The following is a 23,554-nucleotide window of genomic DNA, read 5'->3' on the forward strand; positions in this document are numbered from 1 at the left end:
AGGTACTAAGCGGTCGCTCACCAGAGGGGCGTACCGTGAGAGCCGCAGGTTTGGTCTTTCAAGGGCTTCCCAAGGGCGAGGAGAACCAGCAATGTCCACCTCAGAGCAGCGCGTCGCCGTAGTCACCGGTGCCGCGCGCGGCATCGGCGCCGCGACCGCCGTACGACTGGCCGCCGAGGGCCGCGCCGTCGCGGTGATCGACCTCGACGAGGCCGCGTGCAAGGACACCGTGGAGAAGATCACCGCCGCCGGCGGCAGGGCGATCGCGGTGGGCGCCGACGTCTCCGACGAGGCGCAGGTCGAGGCCGCCGTGGCGCGCGTCGCCGAGGAGCTCGGGGCGCCGACGATCCTGGTGAACAACGCGGGCGTGCTCCGCGACAACCTGCTGTTCAAGATGAGCGTGTCGGACTGGGACACGGTCCTGAACGTGCACCTGCGCGGCTCCTTCCTGATGACGCGGGCCGTCCAGAAGTACATGGTGGACGCCAAGTTCGGCCGCGTCGTCAACCTCTCCTCCTCCTCCGCGCTCGGCAACCGCGGTCAGGTCAACTACTCCGCCGCCAAGGCCGGTCTGCAGGGCTTCACCAAGACCCTCGCGTTCGAGCTCGGCAAGTTCGGCGTCACCGCGAACGCCGTCGCGCCCGGCTTCATCGTCACCGACATGACCGCCGCCACCGCCGAGCGGGTCGGTATGGGCTTCGAGGAGTTCCAGGCCGCGGCCGCCACCCAGATCCCGGTCCAGCGCGTCGGCAACCCGGACGACATCGCCAACGCGATCGCCTTCTTCACGGGCGACGCGGCCGGCTTCGTCTCCGGCCAGGTGCTGTACGTGGCCGGCGGACCGCTCAACTAGGGCCGGGGGACAGGAACATGACCACTGTGGAACTCTCGGGCAAGGTGGCCCTCATCACCGGCGCCAGCCGCGGCATCGGCTACGGCGTCGCCGAGGCGCTGCTCGCCCGCGGCGACCGGGTGTGCATCACCGGCCGCAACGAGGACGCGCTCAAGGAGGCAGTCGAGACGCTCGGCGCCGACCGCGTGATCGGCGTGCCGGGCAAGGCCCACGACGAGGCCCACCAGGCCATCGCTGTCGAACGCACCATGGAGGCGTTCGGCCGCATCGACTTCCTGATCAACAACGCCGGTACGAACCCGGTGTTCGGGCCGATCGCCGACCTCGACCTCAACGTGGCACGCAAGGTGTTCGAGACCAACGTCGTCTCGGCGCTCGGCTTCGCCCAGCGGACCTGGAAGGCGTGGCAGAGCGAGAACGGCGGCGCGATCGTCAACATCTCCTCGCTCGCGGGCGTCCAGGCCTCGCCGTTCATCGGGGCGTACGGCATCAGCAAGGCCGCGATGATCAACCTGACGCTTCAGCTGGCGCACGAGTTCGCGCCCAAGGTGCGGGTCAACTCCATCGCGCCCGCCGTCGTCAAGACGCAGTTCGCCAAGGCCCTGTACGAGGGCCGCGAGGAGGAGGCGGCCGCGGGCTACCCCCTCGGCCGGCTCGGCGTACCGTCGGACATCGGCGGCACCGCCGCGTTCCTGACCTCGGAACAGTCGGACTGGATCACCGGGCAGACGCTGGTGGTCGACGGCGGGAAGTTCCTCAACGCCGGAGTCTGACAACGGATCTCGATCGCGGACGCCCGGGCGGCTTGGCCGAAAAACGCCCGGGCGTCCACCTGTCCAGGGTGCTGCCAGGAACGAGACCGTTCCGACACGTTCCGCGATACTTGCTGATCAAGGGCCCTGCCAGTGTGAAGGCCCATGCGGCCGGGCGCTGCGGTATCGTGCGCCCACCCTTGTGGTATGGCCGATCGAGGAGCGTGCGCGTGTTCAAGCGGGACAAATACCTGCGTCAGGTGGGGGCGATCACGTCCATATCCCTGGTCGCCGGATGCGGCGTATTCTCCTCGGACTCCTCCGACGAGGGGAAGTCGATCCTCGTGGGGACGACCAGTGAACCCAGCACACTGGATCCGGCGGCCTCCTGGGACAACTCGTGGGAGTTGTTCCGCAACGTTCACCAGACCCTCCTGAACTTCCCCGCCGGCGCGTCCGAGCCCGAGCCCGACGCCGCCGAGAGCTGCCGGTTCACCAACGGTTCGAGCACCGTGTACAGCTGCAAGCTGCGCGAGGGACTGAAGTTCTCCAACGGGCACAAGCTGGACGCCAAGGCCGTCAAGTACTCCATCGACCGGATCAAGAAGATCAACGTCAACGGCGGCCCCGCCGGTCTGCTGAACAGCCTCTCCCGGGTCGAGGCGAAGAGCGACCAGGAAGTCGTCTTCCATCTGAACCAGCCCGACGCGACGTTCCCCTTCGTGCTCTCCACGCCCGCCATGTCGATCGTGGACCCCGAGGAGTACCCAGCGAACGCGCTCCGCAAGGACGGCAAGGTCACCGGCTCGGGCCCGTACAACCTGGAGTCCTACGAAGAGGGCAAGCAGGCGGAGCTCGTCAAGAACGGCAACTACAAGGGCATCGCGGACCGGAAGAACAGCGCCGTCACCATCCGCTACTTCCGGGAGTCGGCCGCGATGGCCGACGCCCTCAGGGACAAGCAGATCGACGTCGTCTACCGCGGTCTGGGCGCCTCGGACATCGTGGACATCCAGGACAACAGTGGGGACGAGGGTCTCCAGCTCGTCGAGAACCCCACCACCGAGATCAGCTATCTGGTGTTCAACCCCAAGGACCCGTGGGCCAAGAAGGTCTCGGTCCGCAAGGCCATCGCCCAGATCGTCGACCGGCCCGCGCTCGCCCACAACATCTACAAGGACACCGTCGAGCCGCTGTACTCGATGATCCCCAAGGGCTTGGTCGGACACACCACGGGCTTCTTCGACGACTTCGGGAACCCCAGCGCCAGCAAGGCCAAGCAGATCCTGGCGGAGGACGGCATAACCGAGCCCGTCCCGCTCACCCTCTGGTACACGACCGACCGCTACGGCTCCCAGACCAAGCCGGCCTTCGAGGAACTGAAGCGCCAGCTGGAGGCCTCCGACCTGTTCAAGGTCACGCTCAAGAGCCGCCCATGGAAGACGTACGTCGGGGGTTACCAGAAGGGTGAGTACCCGGTCTTCGGACGCGGCTGGTTCCCCGACTTCCCGGACGCCGACAACTTCATCGCCCCCTTCGTGGGCGAGCAGAACGCGCTCGGCACGCCGTACGACACCCCTGAGATCACCGGCAAGCTGATCCCCGACTCGCGCCGGGAGAGCGACCGCGGGGCCGTGGCCGCGGACTTCGAGAAGGCTCAGCAGATCCTCCTGGACGACGCCCGGCTGCTGCCGCTGTGGCAGGGCAAGCAGCACGTGGCCGCGAACGAGGAGATCGGCGGCGCCGAGAACGCCATCGACCCGGCGACGATGATGGCGATGTGGGAGCTGTACTGGAAGACCAGCTGGTAGCGCGGGCACTTGGGCACTCGGGCTCGATTGTCAGTGGGCGCCTGTAGGTTCTGTGCTCTGACGGTGGCCGCGCCTCGCGCGGCCGCCCATGGTCGCGTGCTCCGCGGCCGTGAAGTGAGCGCACACCGGAGGAAGTTGACGTGACCGACACCGCCATGCTGCCCGAGTCCTGGCGCGGCGTCCTGGGCGAAGAGCTCCAGAAGCCCTACTTCAAGGAGCTCACCGAGTTCGTCGAGGAGGAGCGCGAGAAGGGTCCCGTCCACCCGCCGCGCGAGGAGGTCTTCGCCGCGCTGGACGCGACGCCGTACGAGAGCGTGAAGGTGCTCGTCCTCGGCCAGGACCCGTACCACGGCGAGGGCCAGGGCCACGGCCTGTGCTTCTCGGTCCGTCCGGGGGTGAAGACCCCGCCCTCGCTGCGCAACATCTACAAGGAGATGCAGGCGGAGCTGGGCACGCCGATCCCGGACAACGGCTATCTGATGCCGTGGGCCGAGCAGGGCGTCCTGCTGCTCAACGCGGTGCTGACGGTCCGCTCCGGCGAGGCCAACTCGCACAAGGGGAAGGGCTGGGAGAAGTTCACGGACGCGGTGATCCGGGCCGTGGCCGGCCGGCCCGACCCGGCCGTCTTCGTCCTGTGGGGCAACTACGCGCAGAAGAAGCTCCCGCTCATCGACGAGGAGCGGCACATCGTGGTGAAGGGCGCCCACCCCTCGCCGCTGTCCGCGAAGAAGTTCTTCGGCTCGCACCCGTTCACGCAGATCAACGAGGCGGTCGCCAAGCAGGGTCACGACCCGATCGACTGGCGGATCCCCGACCTGGGGTGATCCCCGACCTGGGGTGACATCACACGTCACCACGTCGCCACCTCACCACGACGCGTGCCACGACCCGCCGCCACGAGGTCCGGCGGGTCGGTGGGCCGTTCGTCACCGTCCTGGCCCAGTGGCGCGCGGGGCCCCCGGGGCTGCCTGAGCTCGATTGTCAGTCTCTGCCGTTAGCGTCGGGAGAGGTGACGGAACGACCGGCGCGGGCGCTGCGGTCGGCGGACGAGCGTGGAGGACGATCCGGTGGCGGAGCAACAGGAACAGGCGGCGGCGGACGCGATGATGACCCGGATCGGGCAGATCGCCATGCTCCTCCACGGCGGTGACCGCGAGGAGGCCCGGAGCCGCTTCCTGGACCTGTGGACCGAGATCGGCGAGGACGGCGACGCGCTGCACCGCTGCACACTCGCGCACTACATGGCCGACGCCCAGGACGACCCCTCGGACGAACTCGCCTGGGACCTGCGGGCCTTGTCGGCGGCGGACTCACTGACGGACGTGCGGATCACGGAGCACCCGCAGTCGCTCGCGGTGCGGGCCTTCTATCCCTCCCTCCATCTGAGCCTCGCCGTCGACTACGCGAACCTGGGCCGCTCCGAGGCCGCCCGCAGCCATCTGCGCCGGGCCCGCGACACCGTGGGCGTCCTCGGTGACGACGCGCACGGGGACGGTGTCCGGGCGGGCATCGGCCGCTTGGAGCTGAGACTCGACGAGGAGGGGCCGTCGGGCGGGGCGCCCGAACCGACGCCGGGCCAGACTCCGGGGCAGGGGAGAGGGCCGGGAGGCGAGACGCTGGGGCCGCCGCGGCAGCGGCCCTAGAAGCCGTAGCGTGGTCTGCAGGAGCCGTAGCGTGGTCTTCCGGGCTTGTACGTCGCCCTGGTCCGGGTCTGTACGCCACCCCCGTTGATCGGCGCCCCGTCGGTCAACGTCCGTACACGTCCTTGCAGATGGTCGCCTGCGGGCTGTCCGGGTTCCAGCCGCCGTACTGCCGGCCCAAGGCGCACACATCCGTGCCCACCGGAGCCGTGGCCCTGGGCTGACGGGGAACCGCGGGGTGCTCGGGTCGCTGCGGCTCCGGGTGCCGCGGCGGATCGGCCGGGGGGCGACGGGGAGGGGCCGCCGGGGCCGCGGCGGGTGCCGAAGGTGCCGTACGGCGGGGTGTGGACGCGGGTGCCGACGGGCGCCGGGACGGGCCGATCATCTCCAGGGCTTCCCGGGCCGGAGCCTGCACGATCTGGGGCTCGGCCCTGCCGTCCGGGCGGGGTTCCGAGGCCCGGGCAGGTCCGGACGGGGCGCCCGGAGCGAGCGGTCGCTGGACGGTCACACAGCCGGAGACGGCCGAGACAGCCACGGTGACCAGGAGCGTTGCGGTGGTCGCGGTTCGATGCACCCGCGCAACTCTGCTGTGTCCGCCCCCATTTGGGGAGCTGACAAGCGGAGGATGCCCCGCATGGGTGAACGGCCGGCGCCCGAGCCCCGGTGGCCGGGCCCGATGGTCAACGGCCCCGTCGACCCCTGTGCGACTCAGTCGCCCGTGCCCCCGTCGATCCGCTCGCGGACAAGGTCGGCGTGACCGTTGTGGCGCGCGTACTCCTCGATCATGTGGGTGTATATCCACCGCAGGTTGAAGGGCTTGTCGGTGTACCTGCTTCTGCCTTCGGACAGGTCGTCGAGCGTGAAGCGGGCCGCGTTCTGCCGGGCGACCCCGATCTCCCGCTGCCAGGTGCCGTACGCCTCCTCCCAGGTGTCATCCTCGGTGAGGTGGAACTCGCCGTCGCGGTCCTCGTCGCTGTAGTAGATCGGCCCGGGATCGTCGCCCACGAGCACCTTGCGGAACCAACTGCGCTCCACCTCCGCCATGTGCCGGACGAGCCCGAGCAGGGAGAGTTCGGACGGCGGCACCGAGGCGGTCCTGAGCTGGGCGTCGTCCAGGTCCTGGCACTTCCACGCGAGGGTTTCGCGGTGGTAGTCGAGCCAGCCCTCCAGCATGGCTCGTTCGCCGGCGTCGATCGCGGGTTCGTTGCGTTCAATGGTCATGCCCGCATCATCGCGGAGGGCCGAGCGGCGGCCCAATCCTTTAGGGGCCGTGCCGCCTGCTGCCGCTTGCGGGCCGTGCCGCCTGCTGCGAGGGGTCAGCTCCGCAGCATGCCCTCCAGGACCTCGCGCAGCCCGGCCCGAACCTCGCCGAGGGACGGCACGTCGGCGTGGTACGAACCCGCCGCGCACGAGAACATCAGGCCGTCCGCCCAGGCCACCAGCGACAGCACATGCCGTGCCGGATCCCGTGAACCCGCCGCCGTCAGCATCCCGGTGAGCGCGTCCCGGAACTGCCGCCCGGTGGCGTCGAAGAACTCCCGCAGTTCCGGCCGACGTGTCGCCTCCAGCGCCAACTCGTAGCGGGCGATGAGCAGTTCGCGGTTTCCGGTGAGTGAGCGATGCACCGCCAGAGCCATTCCTTCCGCCAGGGAGTCGAGCCCGCCCCGCGGATCCGGCATCTCGTCCAGGCCGAGCACCCGCGCCTCGCGCTCCGCGAGCCGCCGTACCGCCGCCTCCAGCAGGGCGAGCCTGGTCCGGGCGAGATTGGACGTGGACCCTGGTGGAAGTCCGGCCGCCGCGTCTACGGCGCGGTGGGTGAGACCGCGCATGCCGCGCTCGGCGAGCAGGTCGAGGGCGGTGTCGGCGATGAGATCGGCGCGGGCCGCGCCGGTGCTGCGTACGGGCATGACAGCCAACCTACCCTCGCAACTACATCTGTAGTACGGTCGAGAGGTCCGGTCACTACAGGTGTAGTGACCGGAGGGGGCGTCAGAGTCGCCGGATTCGGCGGAGTCGCCGGACCGGCCGAATCGTCGGGATCGTTGGAGGAGCCATGGCACAGTCACCGCGCGCCGTCGTCGTGGGCGGCGGCATCGGGGGTCTCACCGCGGCGGTGGCGCTGCACCGGCGCGGCTGGCGGGTCACCGTCCTGGAGCGGGCCGGTTCGCTGGAACCCGTCGGTGCCGGCATCTCCCTCGCGCCCAACTCCCTGCGCGCCCTCGACGTCATCGGTCTCGGCGACGAGATCCGTGACCTCGCCGCCTGGCAGGGCGACGGAGGACTGCGGACCCCGGGCGGCCGCTGGCTCTCGCGGACCAGCACCGCCGCCCTGGCCGAACGCTTCGGCGGCCCGCTGGTCCTGCTGCACCGGGCCACACTCATCAAGAGCCTGGCCGCACAGCTCCCCGAGGGCACCGTGCGCACCACGGCCGAGGCGGCCCTGGCGGATCCCGGTGACGACGACCGCCCCGCCCGTGTCAGCACCCCCGACGGCGAGCTGGAGGCCGAACTGGTCGTCGGCGCCGACGGCATCCGCTCCGCCGTTCGCCTGGAGCTGTTCCCGGACCATCCGGGCCCGGTCTACTCCGGGTTCACCACCTGGCGGGTCGTGATCCCGGTGCCCGGAGCGGACTTCGCCTCGCACGAGACGTGGGGCCGGGGCCGTATCTGGGGCACGCATCCGCTCAAGGACGGCAGGGTGTACGCGTACGCCGCGGCCCGCGTTCCCGCCGGAGGCCGGGCGACCGACGACGAACGGGCCGAACTCGTCCGGCTCTTCGGCGACTGGCACGACCCGATCCCCGGCGTCATCGGCGCCGCGCGCCCCGAGGACGTCCTGCGCCACGACGTCCACCACATCGCCGAGCCCCTGCCCGCCTTCCACGCCGGCCGGGTCGCGCTGATCGGTGACGCGGCGCACGCCATGCCGCCGACCCTGGGACAGGGCGGCAACCAGGCCATCGAGGACGCGATCGTGCTCGCACATCACGCCGGTCCGCGTACAGCCCCGCTCGACGCGGGCCTCGCCGCGTACACGGCGGCACGCAAACCGCGTACGACCGCCATCGCCCGCAAGGCGGTCCAGGTCGCCCGTCTCAACATGATGCGCAGCCGTCCCGGCATGGTCCTGCGCAATGCCGCGGTCGCCGCGGTGTCGAAGGCCGGACCCGGCCTCTTCCTGCGGAGTTTCGACGGAATCGCCGACTGGCGGCCGCCTCAGGCGCCGTATGCTTCCGAGGAGACACGGGTGAGCACGCCCTAGACAAGTCGGTTCCGCGGAGGAGACCCCTGTGAAGGTCGGCTGCATCGGACTCGGAGACATCGCGCAGAAGGCCTATCTGCCGGTGCTCACCACCCGGCCGGGGCTCGAACTGCATCTGCACACGCGGGCGCCCGCCACCCTCACCAGGGTCGCCGACAGCCTCAACCTGCCGGCCGGGCAGCGTCACACCGACCTCTCCGAGCTGCTCGCGCAGGACCTCGACGCGGCGTTCGTGCACGCGCCCACACACGCGCACCCCGAGATCGTGACCCGTCTCCTCGAAGCGGGCGTCGCCACATATGTCGACAAGCCGATCGCGTACGAACTCGCCGACTCCGAACGCCTGGTGAAGCTCGCGGAGGAGCGGAACACCAGCCTGGCCGTCGGCTTCAACCGGCGCTACGCACCCGGGTACACGCAGTGCGCCGACCACCCGCGCGAGCTGATCCTGATGCAGAAGAACCGCATCGGCCTGCCGGAACAGCCCCGCACGATGATCCTCGACGACTTCATCCACGTCGTGGACACCCTGCGGTTCCTGGCGCCGGGACCGGTCGACGATGTGACCGTGCGGGCCCGGGTCGAGGACGGACTGCTGCACCACGTCGTGCTCCAGCTCGCCGGGGAGGGGTTCACCGCGCTCGGCGTGATGAACCGGCTGAGCGGCTCGAACGAGGAGATCCTCGAAGTCTCCGGGCAGGACACCAAGCGTCAGGTCGTCAACCTCGCCGAGGTCATCGACCACAAGGGCCAGCCGACGATACGCCGGCGCGGCGACTGGGTGCCGGTGGCCCGGCAGCGCGGCATCGAGCAGGCCGTGCTCGCGTTCCTCGACGCGGTGCGCGCGGGCAAGGTGCTCAGCGCCCGGGACGCGCTGGCGACCCATGAGCTGTGCGAGCGGGTGGTACGCGCGGTGACGGACCGGCCCGCCTGACCCGCAACGACCGGGCACCGTCCGTGGCGCCCAGGACGGCCAGGATCAGCAGCGCCGCGTACACCGGCCACTCGCCGAACCGCGCGTACAGGGTGACACCGTGTGCCAGCGGGACGTCGTACACCTCCGAGGCGCTGGCATCGGTACCGAGCCAGGAGCCGACGCGCTCACCGCTCGGGCCGTAGACCGCGGAGACGCCGGTGAGCGTCGCGTGCACCATCGGCCGGCCCGTCTCGGCGGCCCGCAGCGCCGCCAGCGACGCGTGCTGCTCGGGCGCCCAGCTCTGCTGGAACGACGAGGTCGCCGACTGCGCGAGCAGCAACTCGGCGCCGTCCCGCGCGAGATGACGGCTCATGTCGGGGAACGCCGACTCGAAACAGACCATCGGGCCGATCCGCAGTCCGTCCCCGACGTTCATCACGACCTGCTCGCTGCCGCGCATCCGGTCCTCGCCCGCCGCCTTGCCCACGGACGTGGCCCAGCCGAGGAGGGAACGGGCCGGAACGTACTCGCCGAAGGGCACGAGCCGCATCTTGTCGTAGCGGTCGCCGGTCGGACCCTCGGGCCCAACGAGCACCGAGCTCTTGTATATGCCGGGCCGGTCGGAGCGGCGCGCGTCCACGTTGACCAGGATGTCCGCGTCCACCTCGCGGGAGAGCGCGGCGAGCCGGTCCGCGAGGTCGGGCCGGTCGGCGAGGTCGAAGCCGACACTGCTCTCGCCCCACACCACGAGATCCACGTCCTGCCCGGCCAGCTGCCGGGTGAGCGTCTCCTCGCGCGCGAACCGCTTCTCCGCGCCGCCGACGCCGTCGATCACTCCGGGCTGCACGACGGCGATCCGGACCCGGCCGTCGACGTCCGGCCGTGGGGACCACACCCAGGCCGCCGAGGTGGCCGCGGCCGTCGCGACCAGCCCGGCGAGCGCAGGGACACGGGACTGCCGTACGGCGACGAGGACGGCGACCGCGACGTTCACGGCGACGAGCAGGAAGCTCAGCAGCCACACCCCGCCCACCGAGGCCAGCCGCAGCGCGGGCTCCACATCCCACTGACTCGATCCGAGCAGACCCCAGGGGCCGCCCAACCCCTCCCAGGAGCGCACGAGTTCGACCATCAGCCAGGCGGAGGGCAGCACGAACAAGGCGGCGACGACCTGGCCCGCCGAGGGAACACCGGCCAGGAACCTGCGTGTCAGCCAGCCCCACGGTGCCCAGAGCGCGCCGAGCAGCGCCGCTATCACGAGCGTGAAGACATGCAGGCTCGGCAGCAGCCAGTGGTGCACGGCCAGCATGAAACCGAGCCCGCCGAGCCAGCCGTCGTACGCCGCCCGCCGGGCCGTCGGAGCCGAGCGGACGAGCAGGATCCACGGCACCAGCGCGACATACGCGAACCACCACAGGGACGGCGCCGGGAAGCTCAGCATCGGCAGGGCACCGGCGAGCACGGCCGCGATGCCCCGCCACCAGGGGGAGTCGAGGCGTCGGCGCCAGTCAGCGGCGGACAGCTTCATGCAGCGCCTCCCTCGACCCCCGAAGCACGGTGCGTGACTCCAGTGTGCGCGCACCGGGACGATCTCCGTAAGGGGGCATCCGCACAGGTGGGCACGCGCCGAGGCAGGCTACCGGCTGGGGTGGGCACGGGCCGGCGCGGGGCCTTCGCCGGGGAGGACCCGCACGCGAACGGGCCGGCCGTGCGCTCCCGTGGGCTCAGTGGGCGGCGGGTTCCTGCTGCGTCTGCGTGACCCGGCGCCACTTCTCGTGGACGACCACCTCACGCAGCCGCCAGCCGTTGTACGTCCGCACCAGCCCGAAGTCGTACCGGCCGCCGCACACGAAGTCGGGCTCCGTCGATCCGCCGTCGCCTCCCGCGAACCGCATCGGATTGACGTAGTCCGCCTGGATCCGGGCCGTGTCGCCCGTGTCCTGCTCCAGCGCCCCGAACCGTACCCGCCGGTTCACGATCAGATGCTGCCGCATCGGGAACAGCTCCATGGTCTGCGCGAGCCATCCGGCGATCTGCCCCGCGTCCCCCTCGATACCGCCCGCCGACCGGTAGTCCGCCCGCCCGTCCGGCGCGAACAGTCCGCGGTACGCCTCCCAGTCCCCGTCGTCGACCGCCACCGCGTACTCGGTGACCAGTCCGTCGACCGCGAGCCGGTCCATTACCGTAGCCAGTTCCACGCGCTGCGTCATCGGCTCAGTGTTGGCCACGGGGAGGTCGGCGCCAAGGGGCGTGCAGTGATATTCACCGGTCGTGCGCCGTATGGACGTACGGAACCGGTCAGGAACCATGGATCACGGATCATGGATCACGGATCACGGATCACGAAGGAGCGCGCATGTCTCGTCCCGTCACGATCGTCACGGGTGGCAGCCGGGGGGATCGGTGCCGCGACCTGCCTGCGGCTGGCGGCGGACGGCCACGACCTGCTGGTCGGGTACACACGCGACGACGAGGCCGCCGAGCGGACCGCGGCCGCCGTGCGCGAGGCCGGGGCGCGGTGCGTGACGGTACGCGCGGACACCTCCGACGAGGCGGACGTCGAGCGGCTCTTCGACACGGCGGCGGAGCGCCTCGGCGCGGTGACGGGCCTGGTGAACAACGCGGGCGTGACCGGCCCGCTCGGCCGGCTCGCCGACACGGACACCGCCGAACTGCGCCGGGTCGTGGAGGTCAACCTCCTGGGCACGCTGCTGTGTTCGCGCCGGGCCGCGCACGACATGGCGGTCCGGGGCGTCGGCGCCATCGTGAACGTGTCGTCGGCGGCGGCCACGCTCGGCAGTCCCGGGGAGTACGTCCACTACGCGGCCACCAAGGCGGCGGTCGACGCCCTGACGGTGGGCCTCTCGAAGGAACTCGGCCCCGACGGCATCCGCGTCAACGCCGTCGCCCCGGGCCTCATCGACACGGAGATGCATGCGGCGATGGGGGATCCGGACCGCCCGGCCCGTCTGGCGCCGTCGATTCCGCTCGGACGGCCGGGGGATGCCGCGGAGGTCGCGGCGGCCGTGGCGTGGCTGCTGTCACCGGAGTCGTCGTACGCGACGGGAGCGGTGCTGCGGGTGGCAGGGGGCCGGTGAGATCCAGGGCTCCGGCGGGGTAGTTGGTGCGGCCGGTGCCGCGGGGCGCCGGCCGGGCCCGCACTCTCAGGAAGCCCTCACGCCACGGGCATCACTCGACGGGCCTCACGCCGCCTCGATGACCTCATGACGTATCGCCGCGGCCCACTGCACGACCAGCAGTTCGTACTCGGCCCTCTCCTGGGCCGACAGAGAACCGCCGGCGCGTATCCATAACGCGCGGATCTGCTCATTCAGCACGGCAGCAGACCGCGCGGAACCAGGGCTCACGGAATTGGGGGACATGCGCACAAGCGTAGGGCCAAGGACTGACAGTGCGCTACCAAACGGCTACCCATGCAGTATGTGGTTGGTCACGCCAAAAACGTTTGAGGGTCGATGGGTTGGGAAGTGAGCCGGCCGTCGTGCCGCTTCACCGCTGGTCGGCCCAGGTGCGGGACCAGTCGAGCAGGGGTCCCATCGCCGTCACGAGGTCCTCGCCGAGGGGTGTGAGGCGCCAGGTCGTCTCGTCCGTGGGCGCCGCGATGCTCGCCTCGCGGAGGTCGGTGAGGCGGGCGGACAGGACGCTGGACGACATGGCGTCGCAGCGGCGCTGGAGGTCGCGGAAGCCGATCGGCGCACCGCTCTGGTGGAGTTCCCAGATCACGCGGAGCGTCCAGCGGCGGCCCAGGAGATCCAGCGCGGCCATGACGGGACGACCGGTGGCCGAACCGCGCACGGGCCGACCGGGACGTGGTGCGGTGCCCAAGATGCCTTCCCTCCTCGTCGGTTGTCTGACAACTACCGGTGCTTTCCTTTGCGTTCCCACCCTTGCGCTTCGATTTCAGAAGCGCAAGGGTGGGAAGGCATGAAGCAACGCATCGACGGCGTCACGCCGCCCTATGACCCCGAATCCGAACGCGAGTTGCGTCGCTGGATGCCGCCCGGCGTCACCCAGGAACCCCTGATGCTCTTCAAGGTCCTGCAACGCCACCCCGACCTCGCCTCCCGTATGCGGACCCTCGGCGCGGGCCTGCTCGTCCACGGGCGCCTCTCCGACGCCGACCGCGAGTTGGTCATCGCCAGGGTCGCCGCCCGCTGCGGCTGCGCGTACGAGTGGGGCGTCCACATGGCCGCGTACGCCGAGGCCTCCGGTCTCGGGCAGGAGCGGATTCCCCTGACCGCGACCGGCACACCGGCCGATCCCGCCTGGACGCCCCGCCAGGGGGCGCTGCTCGGGGCCGTGGACGAACTCCACGACGCGGCCCGCCTGTCGGACGACGCCTGGACCGCTCTGCGCGCCCACCTCGACGAAATCGAAGCCCTGGAGTTCCTGGTCCTGGCGGGCTGGTACCGCACCATCGCGTACGTGGCCAACGGACTGGAGATCGAGCAGGAGCCGTGGGCGCGGGCGTTCCCCGAGGGGTGAGCCGGAGCGGGGCCGCGGAACCCCGCGGATAATCGAGTGCCCCCAACAGCCCGTCCCGCTACGGTGGTTCACGTCCAGGTGCGAAGGCTGCGACTACTTCTCCTGTCAAGAGAGAGACGCGGGTTCGAATCCCGTCGCCGGCGCGAGCCGGTGTCGTCCAGCGGCCGAGGACACTTACGTCGCCGCCGCCGAGTCCGATCTCTGGACACCGAGCACGGGCCGCCCGCCACGGGGGAATCAGGCGGGCGGCTCGGTCATTTCAGGGGTACTGCGAGTACGGTCGCCGTCAGCCCGCCGACTCGGCCGCGTGCGGGCTGAGCGCGCCCATGCTGACCAGCACGATGATCAGGATGCCGAGCAGGATGCGGTAGTAGACGAACGGCATGAAGCTCTTGGTCGTGATGAACTTCATGAACCAGGCGATAACGGCGTAACCCACCAAGAACGCGATGATCGTCGCGAAGACCGTGGGGCCCCACGAGACATGGCCGCCCTCGCTCGCGTCCTTCAGCTCGAAGGCGCCGGACGCGAGGACCGCCGGGATGGCGAGCAGGAACGAGTAGCGGGCCGCGGCTTCGCGCGTGTAGCCCATGAGGAGACCACCGCTGATGGTGGCGCCGGAGCGGGAGACGCCGGGGACGAGGGCCATCGCCTGGCAGACGCCGTAGATCAGGCCGTCCTTCACGCTCAGGTCCTGGAGCGACTTGCGCTCCTTCGCCGCCCGGTGTTTCCCGCCCGCCTCGTCGCGCGCCGCGAGCCGGTCGGCGACGCCGAGGATGATGCCCATCACGATCAACGTCGTCGCGGTGATGCGCAGATCGCGGAACGGCCCCTCGATCTGGTCCTTGAGGGTGACGCCCAGCACGCCGATCGGAATCGAGCCGATGATCACGAGCCAGCCCATCTGCGCGTCGTGATCACTCCGCATCGCCTTGTTCGTGAGCGAGCGGAACCACGCCGAGATGATCCGGGCGATGTCCTTGCGGAAATAGATCAGTACCGCCGTCTCCGTACCGATCTGGGTGATCGCGGTGAAGGCCGCTCCCGGGTCCTCCCAGCCCGCGAACGCCGCGGTCAGCCGCAGGTGCGCGCTGGAGGAGACGGGAAGGAACTCGGTCAGCCCCTGGACGAGTCCGAGGATGAGGGATTCAAACCAAGACATGAAGTTACGTGATCCAAGTGCTGATGGCGGGAGCGGAGCGAATGGCCGGACGGACGTGCCGTGTTGTCGTCTGCGGTGATCAGGCGCGCCCGGGGCAGCGTAGCGCCCCTCGGGGAGCGTGTGACGACAGGGCCTCCCCGTCACAGGCCCCGCCACCGTGACCAGGGTGTTGACCCGCCGCGATGCGGCCGCTTACGTTTCCGCGAGGAGTGAAAGCGCTTGCTGCCATCGATGGCCGTCTCGTGGTCACCGTGGAGGGCAGGCGTCCGCCAGAACCGCTGTCACGTCCGATGGAGTGCTGATCACGTCCATGCGTACCTCACGCGACGCCACCACCAGCAAGACGACCGAGCACGAGGACATCGAGAACGCGAGCAACCAGTACGAGAGCACCGAGCGCGAGAGCCGGCCGCCCGTCCCGCTCGACGGCCGCCGGATCAAGGCCGCCGTCATCGGCACCGGAGCCATCGCCTCCGGCAGCCATCTGCCCGCACTCGCCGCGCTCGCCGCCGAGGGCGAGGTGGAGATCGTCGCCGCGGTCGACATCGACGCCGACGCGGTGAAGCGCTTCTGCGCGGACGGCGGTGTTCCGCACGGCTACACCGATCTCGACCGGATGCTGGCGGAACAGCGCCCGGACCTCGTCTCCATCTGCACCCCACCGACCCTCCACCGCGAGCAGACCGTCGCCGCCCTGCGCGCCGGCGCCTGGGTGTGGTGCGAGAAGCCGCCCGTGCCGACCCTCGCCGACTTCGACGCCGTGGAGGCGGAGGAGGGGACCGGGAGCGGCCCGTACGCCTCCATCGTCTTCCAGCACCGGTTCGGCTCGGGCACCCGGCACGTACGGCGTCTCATCGCCGACGGGGCCATGGGACGGCCCCTCGTGGCGCACTGCCAGACCACCTGGTACCGCAACGCCGCCTACTACGCAGTGCCCTGGCGCGGAAAGTGGGAGACCGAGGGCGGCGGGCCCGCCATGGGACACGGCATCCACCAGATGGACCTGCTGCTCGACCTGCTCGGGCCGTGGAGCGAGGTGCGGGCCATGGCCGGGCGTCTGGTGCACGACGTGCAGACGGAGGACGTCTCGACCGCGCTCGTCCGCTTCGAGAGCGGCGCACTCGCGACCGTGGTCAACAGCGTGCTCAGCCCGGACGAGGTCAGCCGGATCCGCATCGACTGCGAGCGCGCGACCGTCGAACTCACCCATCTCTATGGGCACAGCAACGACAACTGGCGCATCACCCCGGCACCGGACGCGCCCGTCGAGGACGTGGCGGCCTGGCAGGACTTCGGCGCCGACGTGCCGAGCTCGCACCTGGCCCAGCTGCGTGACCTGGTCGCGAGCATGCGCGCGGGCGAGCGGCCGCGCAGCAGCGGCGCCGACGGGCGCACCAGCCTGGAGCTGATCACCGCGCTCTACAAGTCGGCGTTCACGGACGTCACCGTCCGCGCCGGTGAGATCGGGCCCGGCGACCCCTACTACACCGCCCTGCACGGCGGCGCGCCCGGCTGGGCACCCACGACGCACGAGGAGGCATCGGCATGACCGCACAGGACGGCCTGCGCATCGTCCACGCCCACGGCGACCGCATCACGATCACCGAACCCACCACCGGTGTCGACCTGTTGAGCTACGTGTACGGCCCCGAGGCGGCCTGGGAGGCCCCGAAGCCGTATCTGCACCCGCTGAAAACGCTCGCGGGCAACGTTGTCACCGACTACCGGCCCAACGACCACCGCTGGCACAAGGGCCTGCAGATGACCGCCTCGCATCTGTCGGGGGCGAACCTGTGGGGCGGCAACACATACGTTCACGGAGAGGGATATCTCGAACTCCCCGAGCGTGTTGGGTCGATGGCACACGTCAAGTTCGACGAGGTGCGCGCCGACAGCGACCGCGTGGTCATCGCCGAGCGGCTCACCTGGCATCCGTACGACGGCTCGCTCTGGGCGGAGGAGGAGCGCCGCGTCGAGGTGCACGACGTGGACCCGGTGTCCGGTTCCTGGGCGCTGACCTGGACGACCTCCGTCACCAACCGCCGTGACGAACCCCTGCGGTTCGGCAGCCCCACGACGGCCGGGCGGGAGATGGCCGGCTACACGGGCCTGTTCTGGCGCGGCCCCCGCGGCTTCCGGGACGGCCGGATCATCGGGCCCGACGGTGAGGGCCCCGACCTGATGGGCGAGCAGGCGCCCTGGCTCGCGTACTCGGCGGAGCACGACGTCGCCGACGGGTACGCGACGCTCGTCTTCGCGCACGCCCCCGAGAACGACCACACGGGTGAGGGCGGTGCCCATCCGGCCCACTGGTTCGTCCGCAACGAGCCGTTCGCGGCCGTCGCCCCCTCCTTCGCCTTCTTCGACGAGCTGGAACTCGCACCCGGCGAGACCCTCACCCGTCGTTACCGCGTTGTCGTCGCCGACGGTGCCTGGGAGCGCGAGGAGATCGCCAAGTACCTGGCGGTGCACCCGTGGTGAGCGCGGCCGAGGGCTTCGCCGGGCTCCCCGGAGGCGTCGCCGTCTCGCATCTGTCGGTCTACGACTGGCCCGCCGACGACGGGGTGTGCGGCGGAACTCCCCATCTGCACCTGACCTGTTCGGAGGCCTACGTCGTCACCGGCGGGCGGGGCGCGGTGCAGACCCTGACGACGTCCGGGTACGAGGTCACGCCGCTCGCGCCCGGCACGGTCGCCTGGTTCACGCCCGGCACGATCCACCGGCTGGTCAACGAGGACGAACTGCGCATCACCGTCCTCATGCAGAACAGCGGGCTTCCGGAGGCCGGGGACGCGGTGCTCACCCTGCCGCCCAAGTACCTGACCGACCCGGAGACGTACGCCGCCGCGACCGTCGTCCCGGCGGACGCGCCCGAGGAGGAGAAGGAGCGGTTCGCCCGCGCCCGGCGCGACCTCGCCCTGGAGGGCTACCGCGCGCTGCGCGAGGCCGACGGGCCCGAGCCGCTCGCCGCGTTCCAGCGGGCCGCCGCCGAGCTCGTACGCCCCCGGCTCGCCGAGTGGCGTGAGCGGTGGCGGCGGGGTGCCGAGGCGGCGGCCGCGGCGACCGGGGAACAGCTCGACCGGCTGGAGCGGGGGGACGTGTCCCACCTCGCCGACGCCGTCGTGCGGGCCGAACAGCCGTCCGCGTACGGGAAGTTCGGGATGTGCGGGCGGCTCGACGTGTGCCGGGGGGCGTAGCACCGGCTCCGGGCCGGGGCGTGCTTCCGGTTCCGCCGGGGACGTGATTCCAGCTCGGCCGGGGACGTGCCTCCAGCTCCGCCGGGGCGCGCTTCCGGTTTCGGCGGGGAATGTGAGCGGCGGCGTTCGGACTACGCCGCCGCGGGGCCCGTCGCCGTCCATCCCGGGGCCTGCGGGTGGGCCGTCAGGTCGTCGTGCCGGACCGTCTCGCCGCACTCGGCGCAGGTGACGACCGGGACCAGTTCGTGGCCGCCCGTGTGTCCGGGGCCGCCGACGTGTTCGAGCACCATGGGGCGATCGCCGTCGTTGAGATGGCGGTCGCCCCACGCCATGAGCGTGAGGAGCACGGGCTCCAGCTCCAGACCGGCCCGCGTCGGCCGGTACTCGAAGCGCGGCGGCTTCTCGCTGTACGCGACCTTCTCCAGCAGACCTGCGTCCACCAGCCGCTTCAGGCGGCTCGTCAGCACGTCGCGCGGGGCGCCGATGTTGCGGACCAGCTGGTCGAACCGCGTGGCGCCCAGGGTCACCTCGCGCAGGACGAGCAGGGAGTACTTCTCGCCGACGAGCGCGAGGGTGTCGGCGATCGAGCAGGGGCGGGCGTCCTTCATACGATCCAGTCTATGGGGGTGGGTTGGTTCTTCCAACCCACTGGGTTACCGTGGAGTCACATGGTGGGTTTGGAAAGCAAACCCTATGACTTCGAGGGGCCGGACCATGCGTGACGCAGTCATCGTCGAAGCCGTACGCACTCCGATCGGCAAGGGCAGGCCGAACGGCTCGCTTGCCCACGTCCATCCCGTGGAACTCCTCGCCCACACCCTCCGTACGCTCGTCGAGCGCTCCGGAGTCGATCCCGCGCTGATCGACGACGTGATCGGCGGGACGGTCGACCAGGTCGGCGAGCAGGCCATGAACACCACCCGGTACGCGGTCCTCTCGGCGGGCTTCCCCGAGTCGGTGCCCGCGACGACGGTGGACCGCCAGTGCGGTTCCTCCCAGCAGGCGGTGCACTTCGCGGCACAGGGCGTGATCTCCGGGGCGTACGACCTGGTCGTGGCCTGTGGCGTGGAGTCCATGAGCCGTGTGCCGATGTGGTCGAACGTGCCGGCGGGCAAGGACCCCTTCGGGCCCGGAGTCGCCGAGCGGTATCCCGAGGGGCTGATTCCGCAGGGGATCAGTGCCGAGCTGATCGCGGCCAAGTGGTCGATCTCGCGCGAGGAGATGGACTCCTTCGCGGTGCAGTCGCACCGGAGGGCCGCGGCCGCGTGGGAGAGCGGGCTGTTCGCCGACGAGGTCGCGCCTCTCGACGGTGTGACACGGGACGAGTGCGTCCGGCCCGGCAGCAGCACGGAGGTCCTGGCCGGTCTGAAGCCCGCCTACTACGACCCGGCCTTCGGCGAGCGCTTCCCGCAGATCGACTGGAACGTCACCGCGGGCAACGCCAGCCCCGTCAACGACGGCGCGTCCGCCGTGCTCATCACGTCCAGCGAGACCGCGGCCCGGCTCGGCCTTCGGCCCCTTGCCCGGCTGCACAGCTTCGCCGTCACCGGGTCCGACCCGCTGCTCATGCTCACCGGTGTCGTCCCCGCCACGGAGAAGGTGCTCCGCAGGGCATCGCTCAGCCTCGACGACATCGACCTCTTCGAGGTCAACGAGGCGTTCTCCAGCGTCGTCCTCGCCTGGCGGCAGGAGACGGGCGCCGACCTCTCCAAGGTCAACGTCCACGGCGGCGCGATAGCCATCGGCCACCCGCTCGGCGCGAGCGGCACCCGGCTCACGACCACGCTCGTCCACGCGATGCGGGCACGCGGCGCCCGCTACGCCCTCCAGACGATGTGCGAGGCGGGAGGCCTGGCGAACGCGATGGTGCTGGAGGGGCTGTAGACGCGGGATGAGGCACGCGGGCCTTCGCGGGACCGCGGGCCGGGAGTGGTGCGGGCCGGCGCAGCCCGGGATCGGCGACGGGCGACGGCCGCGCGGACACCGGTGCGCGTTCCCCGCCCGGCGAGGGCGCTGCCGGCCTGATGGTGGTGTGCGTGGCGCTCGGGTGTCGGCCCGGGCGTCCGAGCGGTCGGCGGCCCGGCCCACCGACGGCATCGTGGTCGGAGGGGCCCTCGGGCAGCCCCGAGGAACCCGACTCAGCGGTCCCGGAAGTGGTGGCGTTTGCGCCAGGCGATGATCGCTCCCGCCAGGGCGGGGAGGGCGATGAAGGCCATGGCGATCAGGAAGGCGGGGGACGTCGGGGTCGAGGCGCGGGCGCCGGCGACGACGTACGCGGCGGTGTTGGGGATCGAGCCGAGGCCCGTCGCGAGGAGGAAGGGGAACCAGCCCATGCGGGAGACGGACGCGCAGTAGTTCGCGGCCCAGAACGGCACTCCGGGGAAGAGCCGCGCCGCCATCATCGAGCGGAATCCGTGGCGGCTGAGCTGGCCGTCCGCCGCCTTGAGCCAGCGGCCGCGGAGCAGCGGTCGCAGCGCGTCCTGGCCGAGGATCCGGCCGAGCCCGAAGGCGATCCCGGCCCCCAGCACCGTACCCGCGAGCGAGGCCCCGAGGCCCAGCTGCGAGCCGAACAGGGCGCCCGCCGCCAGATTGAGCAGCGGCCGGGGCACGAACGCGACCGTGCACAGCCCGTACGCCACGGCGAAGACCACGGACGCGGCCGCACCGTTCAGCTGGGGCGGCCAGCCGTCGGCCAGCAGCTTCTGGGGCTCGAACAGCAGCACCGTCGCGGCCGCCGACACCAGCAGCGCCACCAGCAGGGAGAGCCGGGACCACGGAGAGAGCAGTGCTCTCGTGCAGCGGGCTGCCAGACCTCTCGGCGGGGTGGCGAACTCGGTGGTGAACCCGTTGGGGACGAGTTCAGTTGCGGGGACCGGGGGAGTGGCCGTGGCGGTGCCCCCAGAGCGGGTGGTGGCATCGAGCATCCGGTGACACTAACTGACCAATGTGTGTGATCGCCGTATGGTTCGTCTCATGGGCGTCACAGCTTCCGGAACGTCAGATGGCCACTTGGAGCTGCCGCGCAGCGCCCTCGCGGACACCGTGCTGGAGCGGCTCACCGCCACCTACGCCGCGGCGGCCGATCCGCGACGGGCCGGCGAGATGCGCGCGTACATGAAGGACATCGCCCCTTTCCTGGGCCTGACCACGCCCGATCGCCGCGCGCTCTCCCGCACCGTCCTCGACGGAACACCCTGTCCGGACGAGGCCGACTGCACGGCGGTGGCGCTGCGCTGCTGGCGGCTGCCGGAGCGCGAGTACCAGTACTTCGCCGTCGACTATCTGCGCCGGCATGTGAGGCGTCTCTCGTCCGGCTTCCTGCCCGTGGCACGTCATCTCGTCTCCACGGTCCCTTGGTGGGACACCGTCGACGCACTCGCCGCCCATGTGACCGGAGGCCTCGTGGCGGCCGACCCGAAGCTGAAGACCGACATGGACAGGTGGATCGAGGACGACGACCTGTGGGTCGCCCGGACCGCCCTCCTCCACCAGCTCCGCCACAAGGACACCACCGACACCGAACGCCTCTTCGGGTACTGCGTCCGCCAGTCCGGGCACCCCGACTTCTTCATCCGCAAGGCGATCGGCTGGTGTCTGCGCGAGTACGCCAAGACGGATCCGCAGGCGGTACGGGACTTCGTCGCCGGCGAGCGGGACCGGCTCTCGCCGCTGTCCGTGCGCGAGGCGCTCAAGAACGTCGGCCCCTGACGCACCAGATCGTCGGCCCGTGACGCACCCGGTCATCGGCCCCTGACGTACCTGGTCGTCGGCACCTGGCACACCAGAACACCAGCACCTCACACACCAGCGGAAACACCCGACTCACCGCGTCCCACAGCCGCGAAAAACCATTCGACGCGGCCCTGCACGTCGGCGATGATCTCCTCATGTTCCGGTACGCCTTCCACCTCGCAGCATCCGCAGTCGCGGATGCGCCGAAGGCTGCCGTCCTGATCACCTTGGCCGCCGCAGACGGCGCCCGAAGCTGACCCTTCCCGGATCGTCCGGCGGACCCCGCAGGGGGAGGGTCGGCAAGTCCTTGGGGTCCCTGTCCCGGCCGCTCTGACGCCGGGGCCATCACTCAGCTCCGCTGACACCGAAGAGGCTTCGAGGTACTGCCATGCCCAAGACGGCTTACGTGCGCACCAAACCGCATCTGAACATCGGCACCATGGGTCATGTCGACCACGGCAAGACCACCCTGACCGCCGCCATCACCAAGGTCCTCGCCGAGCGCGGCTCCGGCACGTTCGTTCCCTTCGACCGGATCGACCGCGCGCCGGAGGAGGCCGCCCGCGGCATCACCATCAACATCTCGCACGTCGAGTACGAGACCGACACCCGGCACTACGCGCACGTGGACATGCCGGGCCACGCCGACTACGTCAAGAACATGGTCACCGGGGCCGCGCAGCTCGACGGGGCGATCCTCGTCGTCTCCGCGCTCGACGGGATCATGCCGCAGACCGCCGAACACGTGCTGCTCGCCCGGCAGGTGGGCGTCGACCACATCGTCGTCGCCCTCAACAAGGCCGACGCCGTCGACGACGGCGAGGATGCGGTGCTCACCGACCTCGTGGAGCTGGAGGTCCGCGAGCTGCTGACCGCGCACGGCTACGGGGGCGACTCCGTACCGGTCGTACGGGTCTCCGGACTCAGGGCGCTGGAGGGCGACCCCCGGTGGACCGAGGCGATCGGGGCGCTGCTCGACGCCGTGGACACGTATGTGCCCATGCCCGAGCGGTACTTGGACGCGCCGTTCCTGTTGCCGGTGGAGAACGTGCTCACCATCACCGGCCGGGGCACGGTCGTCACGGGAGCCGTCGAGCGTGGCACCGTCCGCGTGGGCGACCGTGTCGAAGTGCTCGGCGCCGCCGTGGACACGGTGGTCACCGGGCTGGAGACCTTCGGCAAGCCCATGGACGAGGCGCAGGCCGGTGACAACGTGGCGTTGCTGCTGCGCGGTGTGCCCCGTGACGCGGTGCGCCGCGGACACATCGTCGCGGCGCCCGACAGCGTCGTACCGAGTCGTCGCTTCTCCGCGCAGGTGTACGTCCTGTCGGCGCGCGAGGGCGGTCGTACGACGCCGGTGTCCACCGGCTACCGGCCGCAGTTCTACATCCGCACCGCGGACGTGGTCGGCGATGTCGACCTCGGCGAGCGGGCGGTCGCGCGGCCCGGCGACACCGTCACCATGACGGTCGAGCTGGGGCGTGACGTGCCGCTGGAGCCGGGACTCGGCTTCGCGATCCGTGAGGGCGGCCGCACGGTCGGCGCCGGAACGGTGACCGCGGTCGTCGGCTGACTCCGGCGCGGCCGGCGTGAGTGCCCGCCTCTCGTTCCGTACGGGAGGCGGGCACTCACGTGTCCGCGGGTACAGGCGTGTCCGCGGGCACCTTGCGTGTCCGCGGGCACGCGCGCGTCACCGAAACGCGGGTGCGCCTGTGCCGGGCCG

24 protein-coding genes and 1 pseudogene are annotated in these 23,554 nt (G+C 70.9%); 15 read left to right on the forward strand and 10 right to left on the reverse strand.

Going from position 1 to position 23,554, the window contains the following annotated elements:
* Positions 1–91: 91 nt before the first annotated feature.
* The 5 genes from fabG (at position 92) to QF035_RS42895 (ending at position 5,059) form a co-directional block, all read left to right on the forward strand.
* Positions 92–853 carry a 3-oxoacyl-ACP reductase FabG gene (fabG, locus tag QF035_RS42875; RefSeq protein WP_055618474.1) on the forward strand — a complete coding sequence of 254 codons (762 nt, stop codon included), beginning with the start codon at positions 92–94 and terminating at the stop codon, positions 851–853.
* Positions 854–870: 17 nt separating this feature from the next.
* Positions 871–1,626: an SDR family oxidoreductase gene (locus QF035_RS42880; protein ID WP_307526890.1), complete on the forward strand. Its 756-nt coding sequence runs from the start codon at positions 871–873 to the stop codon at positions 1,624–1,626.
* A gap of 209 nt (positions 1,627–1,835) precedes the next feature.
* The gene (locus tag QF035_RS42885) at positions 1,836–3,416 is read left to right on the forward strand and encodes an ABC transporter substrate-binding protein (protein WP_307526891.1); all 1,581 of its coding nucleotides are present in this window, start codon (positions 1,836–1,838) and stop codon (positions 3,414–3,416) included.
* 140 nt (positions 3,417–3,556) lie between these two features.
* A complete protein-coding gene (locus tag QF035_RS42890; protein WP_307526893.1) occupies positions 3,557–4,240 on the forward strand; it encodes a uracil-DNA glycosylase in 684 nt (227 codons plus the stop codon).
* A 243-nt stretch (positions 4,241–4,483) separates the two neighbouring features.
* Complete coding sequence (locus QF035_RS42895) at positions 4,484–5,059, forward strand: hypothetical protein (protein ID WP_307526895.1); 576 nt, start codon at positions 4,484–4,486, stop codon at positions 5,057–5,059.
* A 103-nt stretch (positions 5,060–5,162) separates the two neighbouring features.
* Here QF035_RS42895 and QF035_RS42900 read toward each other — a convergent pair whose 3' ends face one another.
* The 3 genes from QF035_RS42900 to QF035_RS42910 all read right to left on the reverse strand — a co-directional run bounded on the left by QF035_RS42900 (position 5,163) and on the right by QF035_RS42910 (position 6,963).
* Positions 5,163–5,630 (reverse strand): hypothetical protein, encoded by a 468-nt coding sequence (locus QF035_RS42900; protein ID WP_307526897.1) that lies wholly within the window; start codon positions 5,628–5,630, stop codon positions 5,163–5,165.
* Between the two features lie 134 nt (positions 5,631–5,764).
* Positions 5,765–6,277 carry a DinB family protein gene (locus tag QF035_RS42905; RefSeq protein ID WP_307526899.1) on the reverse strand — a complete coding sequence of 171 codons (513 nt, stop codon included), beginning with the start codon at positions 6,275–6,277 and terminating at the stop codon, positions 5,765–5,767.
* 95 nt (positions 6,278–6,372) lie between these two features.
* On the reverse strand, positions 6,373–6,963 hold the full coding sequence (locus QF035_RS42910; RefSeq protein WP_143644332.1) for a TetR/AcrR family transcriptional regulator: 591 nt from the start codon (positions 6,961–6,963) through the stop codon (positions 6,373–6,375).
* Between the two features lie 146 nt (positions 6,964–7,109).
* Between QF035_RS42910 and QF035_RS42915 the strand changes: the two genes are divergently transcribed.
* Together QF035_RS42915 and QF035_RS42920 are read left to right on the forward strand one after the other, a co-directional pair.
* Positions 7,110–8,318 carry an FAD-dependent monooxygenase gene (locus QF035_RS42915; protein WP_307526901.1) on the forward strand — a complete coding sequence of 403 codons (1,209 nt, stop codon included), beginning with the start codon at positions 7,110–7,112 and terminating at the stop codon, positions 8,316–8,318.
* Between the two features lie 28 nt (positions 8,319–8,346).
* Positions 8,347–9,252 carry a Gfo/Idh/MocA family protein gene (locus QF035_RS42920; RefSeq protein WP_307526903.1) on the forward strand — a complete coding sequence of 302 codons (906 nt, stop codon included), beginning with the start codon at positions 8,347–8,349 and terminating at the stop codon, positions 9,250–9,252.
* Here QF035_RS42920 and lnt read toward each other — a convergent pair.
* On the reverse strand, positions 9,176–10,762 hold the full coding sequence (gene lnt / locus QF035_RS42925; protein ID WP_307526904.1) for an apolipoprotein N-acyltransferase: 1,587 nt from the start codon (positions 10,760–10,762) through the stop codon (positions 9,176–9,178). The genes QF035_RS42920 and lnt overlap by 77 nt on opposite strands.
* Before the next feature lie 196 nt (positions 10,763–10,958).
* Positions 10,959–11,444: a nuclear transport factor 2 family protein gene (locus QF035_RS42930; RefSeq protein ID WP_307526906.1), complete on the reverse strand. Its 486-nt coding sequence runs from the start codon at positions 11,442–11,444 to the stop codon at positions 10,959–10,961.
* A 146-nt stretch (positions 11,445–11,590) separates the two neighbouring features.
* On the opposite strand from QF035_RS42930, the pseudogene QF035_RS42935 reads away from it, so the two are divergent.
* Positions 11,591–12,332, forward strand: a pseudogene (locus QF035_RS42935) (glucose 1-dehydrogenase).
* 105 nt (positions 12,333–12,437) lie between these two features.
* On the opposite strand, the gene QF035_RS42940 reads toward QF035_RS42935, so the two are convergent.
* Together QF035_RS42940 and QF035_RS42945 are read right to left on the reverse strand one after the other, a co-directional pair.
* On the reverse strand, positions 12,438–12,617 hold the full coding sequence (locus QF035_RS42940; RefSeq protein ID WP_055617124.1) for a hypothetical protein: 180 nt from the start codon (positions 12,615–12,617) through the stop codon (positions 12,438–12,440).
* Between the two features lie 127 nt (positions 12,618–12,744).
* Positions 12,745–13,020 carry a winged helix-turn-helix transcriptional regulator gene (locus QF035_RS42945; RefSeq protein ID WP_307531833.1) on the reverse strand — a complete coding sequence of 92 codons (276 nt, stop codon included), beginning with the start codon at positions 13,018–13,020 and terminating at the stop codon, positions 12,745–12,747.
* A 159-nt stretch (positions 13,021–13,179) separates the two neighbouring features.
* Between QF035_RS42945 and QF035_RS42950 the strand changes: the two genes are divergently transcribed.
* Positions 13,180–13,740, forward strand: a complete 561-nt coding sequence (locus QF035_RS42950) for a carboxymuconolactone decarboxylase family protein (RefSeq protein ID WP_307526908.1) — start codon at positions 13,180–13,182, stop codon at positions 13,738–13,740.
* A 286-nt stretch (positions 13,741–14,026) separates the two neighbouring features.
* Here the strand turns inward: QF035_RS42950 and QF035_RS42955 are convergent, their stop codons facing one another.
* Positions 14,027–14,902 carry an undecaprenyl-diphosphate phosphatase gene (locus QF035_RS42955; RefSeq protein ID WP_189845263.1) on the reverse strand — a complete coding sequence of 292 codons (876 nt, stop codon included), beginning with the start codon at positions 14,900–14,902 and terminating at the stop codon, positions 14,027–14,029.
* 310 nt (positions 14,903–15,212) lie between these two features.
* Here QF035_RS42955 and QF035_RS42960 point away from each other — a divergent pair, with 310 nt between their 5' ends.
* From QF035_RS42960 to QF035_RS42970, 3 genes are read left to right on the forward strand one after another with little or no spacing between them, the layout of a single operon-like run.
* Entirely contained in the window at positions 15,213–16,451 is a 1,239-nt protein-coding gene (locus QF035_RS42960; protein ID WP_307526911.1) for a Gfo/Idh/MocA family protein, read from the forward strand.
* On the forward strand, positions 16,448–17,383 hold the full coding sequence (locus tag QF035_RS42965) for a DUF6807 domain-containing protein (protein WP_307526913.1): 936 nt from the start codon (positions 16,448–16,450) through the stop codon (positions 17,381–17,383). Before QF035_RS42960 ends, QF035_RS42965 begins: the two co-directional genes overlap by 4 nt.
* Positions 17,380–18,099 (forward strand): cupin domain-containing protein, encoded by a 720-nt coding sequence (locus QF035_RS42970; RefSeq protein ID WP_307526915.1) that lies wholly within the window; start codon positions 17,380–17,382, stop codon positions 18,097–18,099. Before QF035_RS42965 ends, QF035_RS42970 begins: the two co-directional genes overlap by 4 nt.
* Before the next feature lie 131 nt (positions 18,100–18,230).
* On the opposite strand, the gene QF035_RS42975 is transcribed toward QF035_RS42970, so the two are convergent.
* A complete protein-coding gene (locus QF035_RS42975) occupies positions 18,231–18,707 on the reverse strand; it encodes a winged helix-turn-helix transcriptional regulator (protein WP_373466817.1) in 477 nt (158 codons plus the stop codon).
* Between the two features lie 106 nt (positions 18,708–18,813).
* On the opposite strand from QF035_RS42975, the gene QF035_RS42980 reads away from it, so the two are divergent.
* Positions 18,814–19,983: a thiolase family protein gene (locus QF035_RS42980; protein WP_307526916.1), complete on the forward strand. Its 1,170-nt coding sequence runs from the start codon at positions 18,814–18,816 to the stop codon at positions 19,981–19,983.
* Positions 19,984–20,237: 254 nt separating this feature from the next.
* Here QF035_RS42980 and QF035_RS42985 read toward each other — a convergent pair whose 3' ends face one another.
* On the reverse strand, positions 20,238–21,023 hold the full coding sequence (locus tag QF035_RS42985; RefSeq protein WP_307526917.1) for a TVP38/TMEM64 family protein: 786 nt from the start codon (positions 21,021–21,023) through the stop codon (positions 20,238–20,240).
* Positions 21,024–21,072: 49 nt separating this feature from the next.
* Between QF035_RS42985 and QF035_RS42990 the strand changes: the two genes are divergently transcribed.
* Together QF035_RS42990 and tuf are read left to right on the forward strand one after the other, a co-directional pair.
* On the forward strand, positions 21,073–21,807 hold the full coding sequence (locus tag QF035_RS42990) for a DNA alkylation repair protein (RefSeq protein ID WP_307526918.1): 735 nt from the start codon (positions 21,073–21,075) through the stop codon (positions 21,805–21,807).
* 412 nt (positions 21,808–22,219) lie between these two features.
* Positions 22,220–23,404, forward strand: coding sequence for an elongation factor Tu (tuf, locus tag QF035_RS42995; protein WP_307526921.1), 1,185 nt, complete (start codon positions 22,220–22,222; stop codon positions 23,402–23,404).
* Positions 23,405–23,554 lie beyond the last annotated feature (150 nt).

This window comes from Streptomyces umbrinus, assembly GCF_030817415.1.
Lineage (GTDB): Bacteria > Actinomycetota > Actinomycetes > Streptomycetales > Streptomycetaceae > Streptomyces > Streptomyces umbrinus_A.

Coding starts and splice junctions, on each gene's coding strand:
- fabG (WP_055618474.1), top strand. CDS start 92: ATGTCCACCTCAGAGCAGCGCGTCGCCGTAGTCACCGGTGCCGCGCGC.
- QF035_RS42880 (WP_307526890.1), top strand. CDS start 871: ATGACCACTGTGGAACTCTCGGGCAAGGTGGCCCTCATCACCGGCGCC.
- QF035_RS42905 (WP_307526899.1), bottom strand. CDS start 6,277: ATGACCATTGAACGCAACGAACCCGCGATCGACGCCGGCGAACGAGCC.
- QF035_RS42910 (WP_143644332.1), bottom strand. CDS start 6,963: ATGCCCGTACGCAGCACCGGCGCGGCCCGCGCCGATCTCATCGCCGAC.
- QF035_RS42915 (WP_307526901.1), top strand. CDS start 7,110: ATGGCACAGTCACCGCGCGCCGTCGTCGTGGGCGGCGGCATCGGGGGT.
- lnt (WP_307526904.1), bottom strand. CDS start 10,762: ATGAAGCTGTCCGCCGCTGACTGGCGCCGACGCCTCGACTCCCCCTGG.
- QF035_RS42930 (WP_307526906.1), bottom strand. CDS start 11,444: ATGACGCAGCGCGTGGAACTGGCTACGGTAATGGACCGGCTCGCGGTC.
- QF035_RS42940 (WP_055617124.1), bottom strand. CDS start 12,617: ATGTCCCCCAATTCCGTGAGCCCTGGTTCCGCGCGGTCTGCTGCCGTG.
- QF035_RS42945 (WP_307531833.1), bottom strand. CDS start 13,020: ATGGCCGCGCTGGATCTCCTGGGCCGCCGCTGGACGCTCCGCGTGATC.
- QF035_RS42950 (WP_307526908.1), top strand. CDS start 13,180: ATGAAGCAACGCATCGACGGCGTCACGCCGCCCTATGACCCCGAATCC.
- QF035_RS42955 (WP_189845263.1), bottom strand. CDS start 14,902: ATGTCTTGGTTTGAATCCCTCATCCTCGGACTCGTCCAGGGGCTGACC.
- QF035_RS42960 (WP_307526911.1), top strand. CDS start 15,213: ATGCGTACCTCACGCGACGCCACCACCAGCAAGACGACCGAGCACGAG.
- QF035_RS42965 (WP_307526913.1), top strand. CDS start 16,448: ATGACCGCACAGGACGGCCTGCGCATCGTCCACGCCCACGGCGACCGC.
- QF035_RS42975 (WP_373466817.1), bottom strand. CDS start 18,707: ATGAAGGACGCCCGCCCCTGCTCGATCGCCGACACCCTCGCGCTCGTC.
- QF035_RS42980 (WP_307526916.1), top strand. CDS start 18,814: ATGCGTGACGCAGTCATCGTCGAAGCCGTACGCACTCCGATCGGCAAG.
- QF035_RS42985 (WP_307526917.1), bottom strand. CDS start 21,023: ATGCTCGATGCCACCACCCGCTCTGGGGGCACCGCCACGGCCACTCCC.
- QF035_RS42990 (WP_307526918.1), top strand. CDS start 21,073: ATGGGCGTCACAGCTTCCGGAACGTCAGATGGCCACTTGGAGCTGCCG.
- tuf (WP_307526921.1), top strand. CDS start 22,220: ATGCCCAAGACGGCTTACGTGCGCACCAAACCGCATCTGAACATCGGC.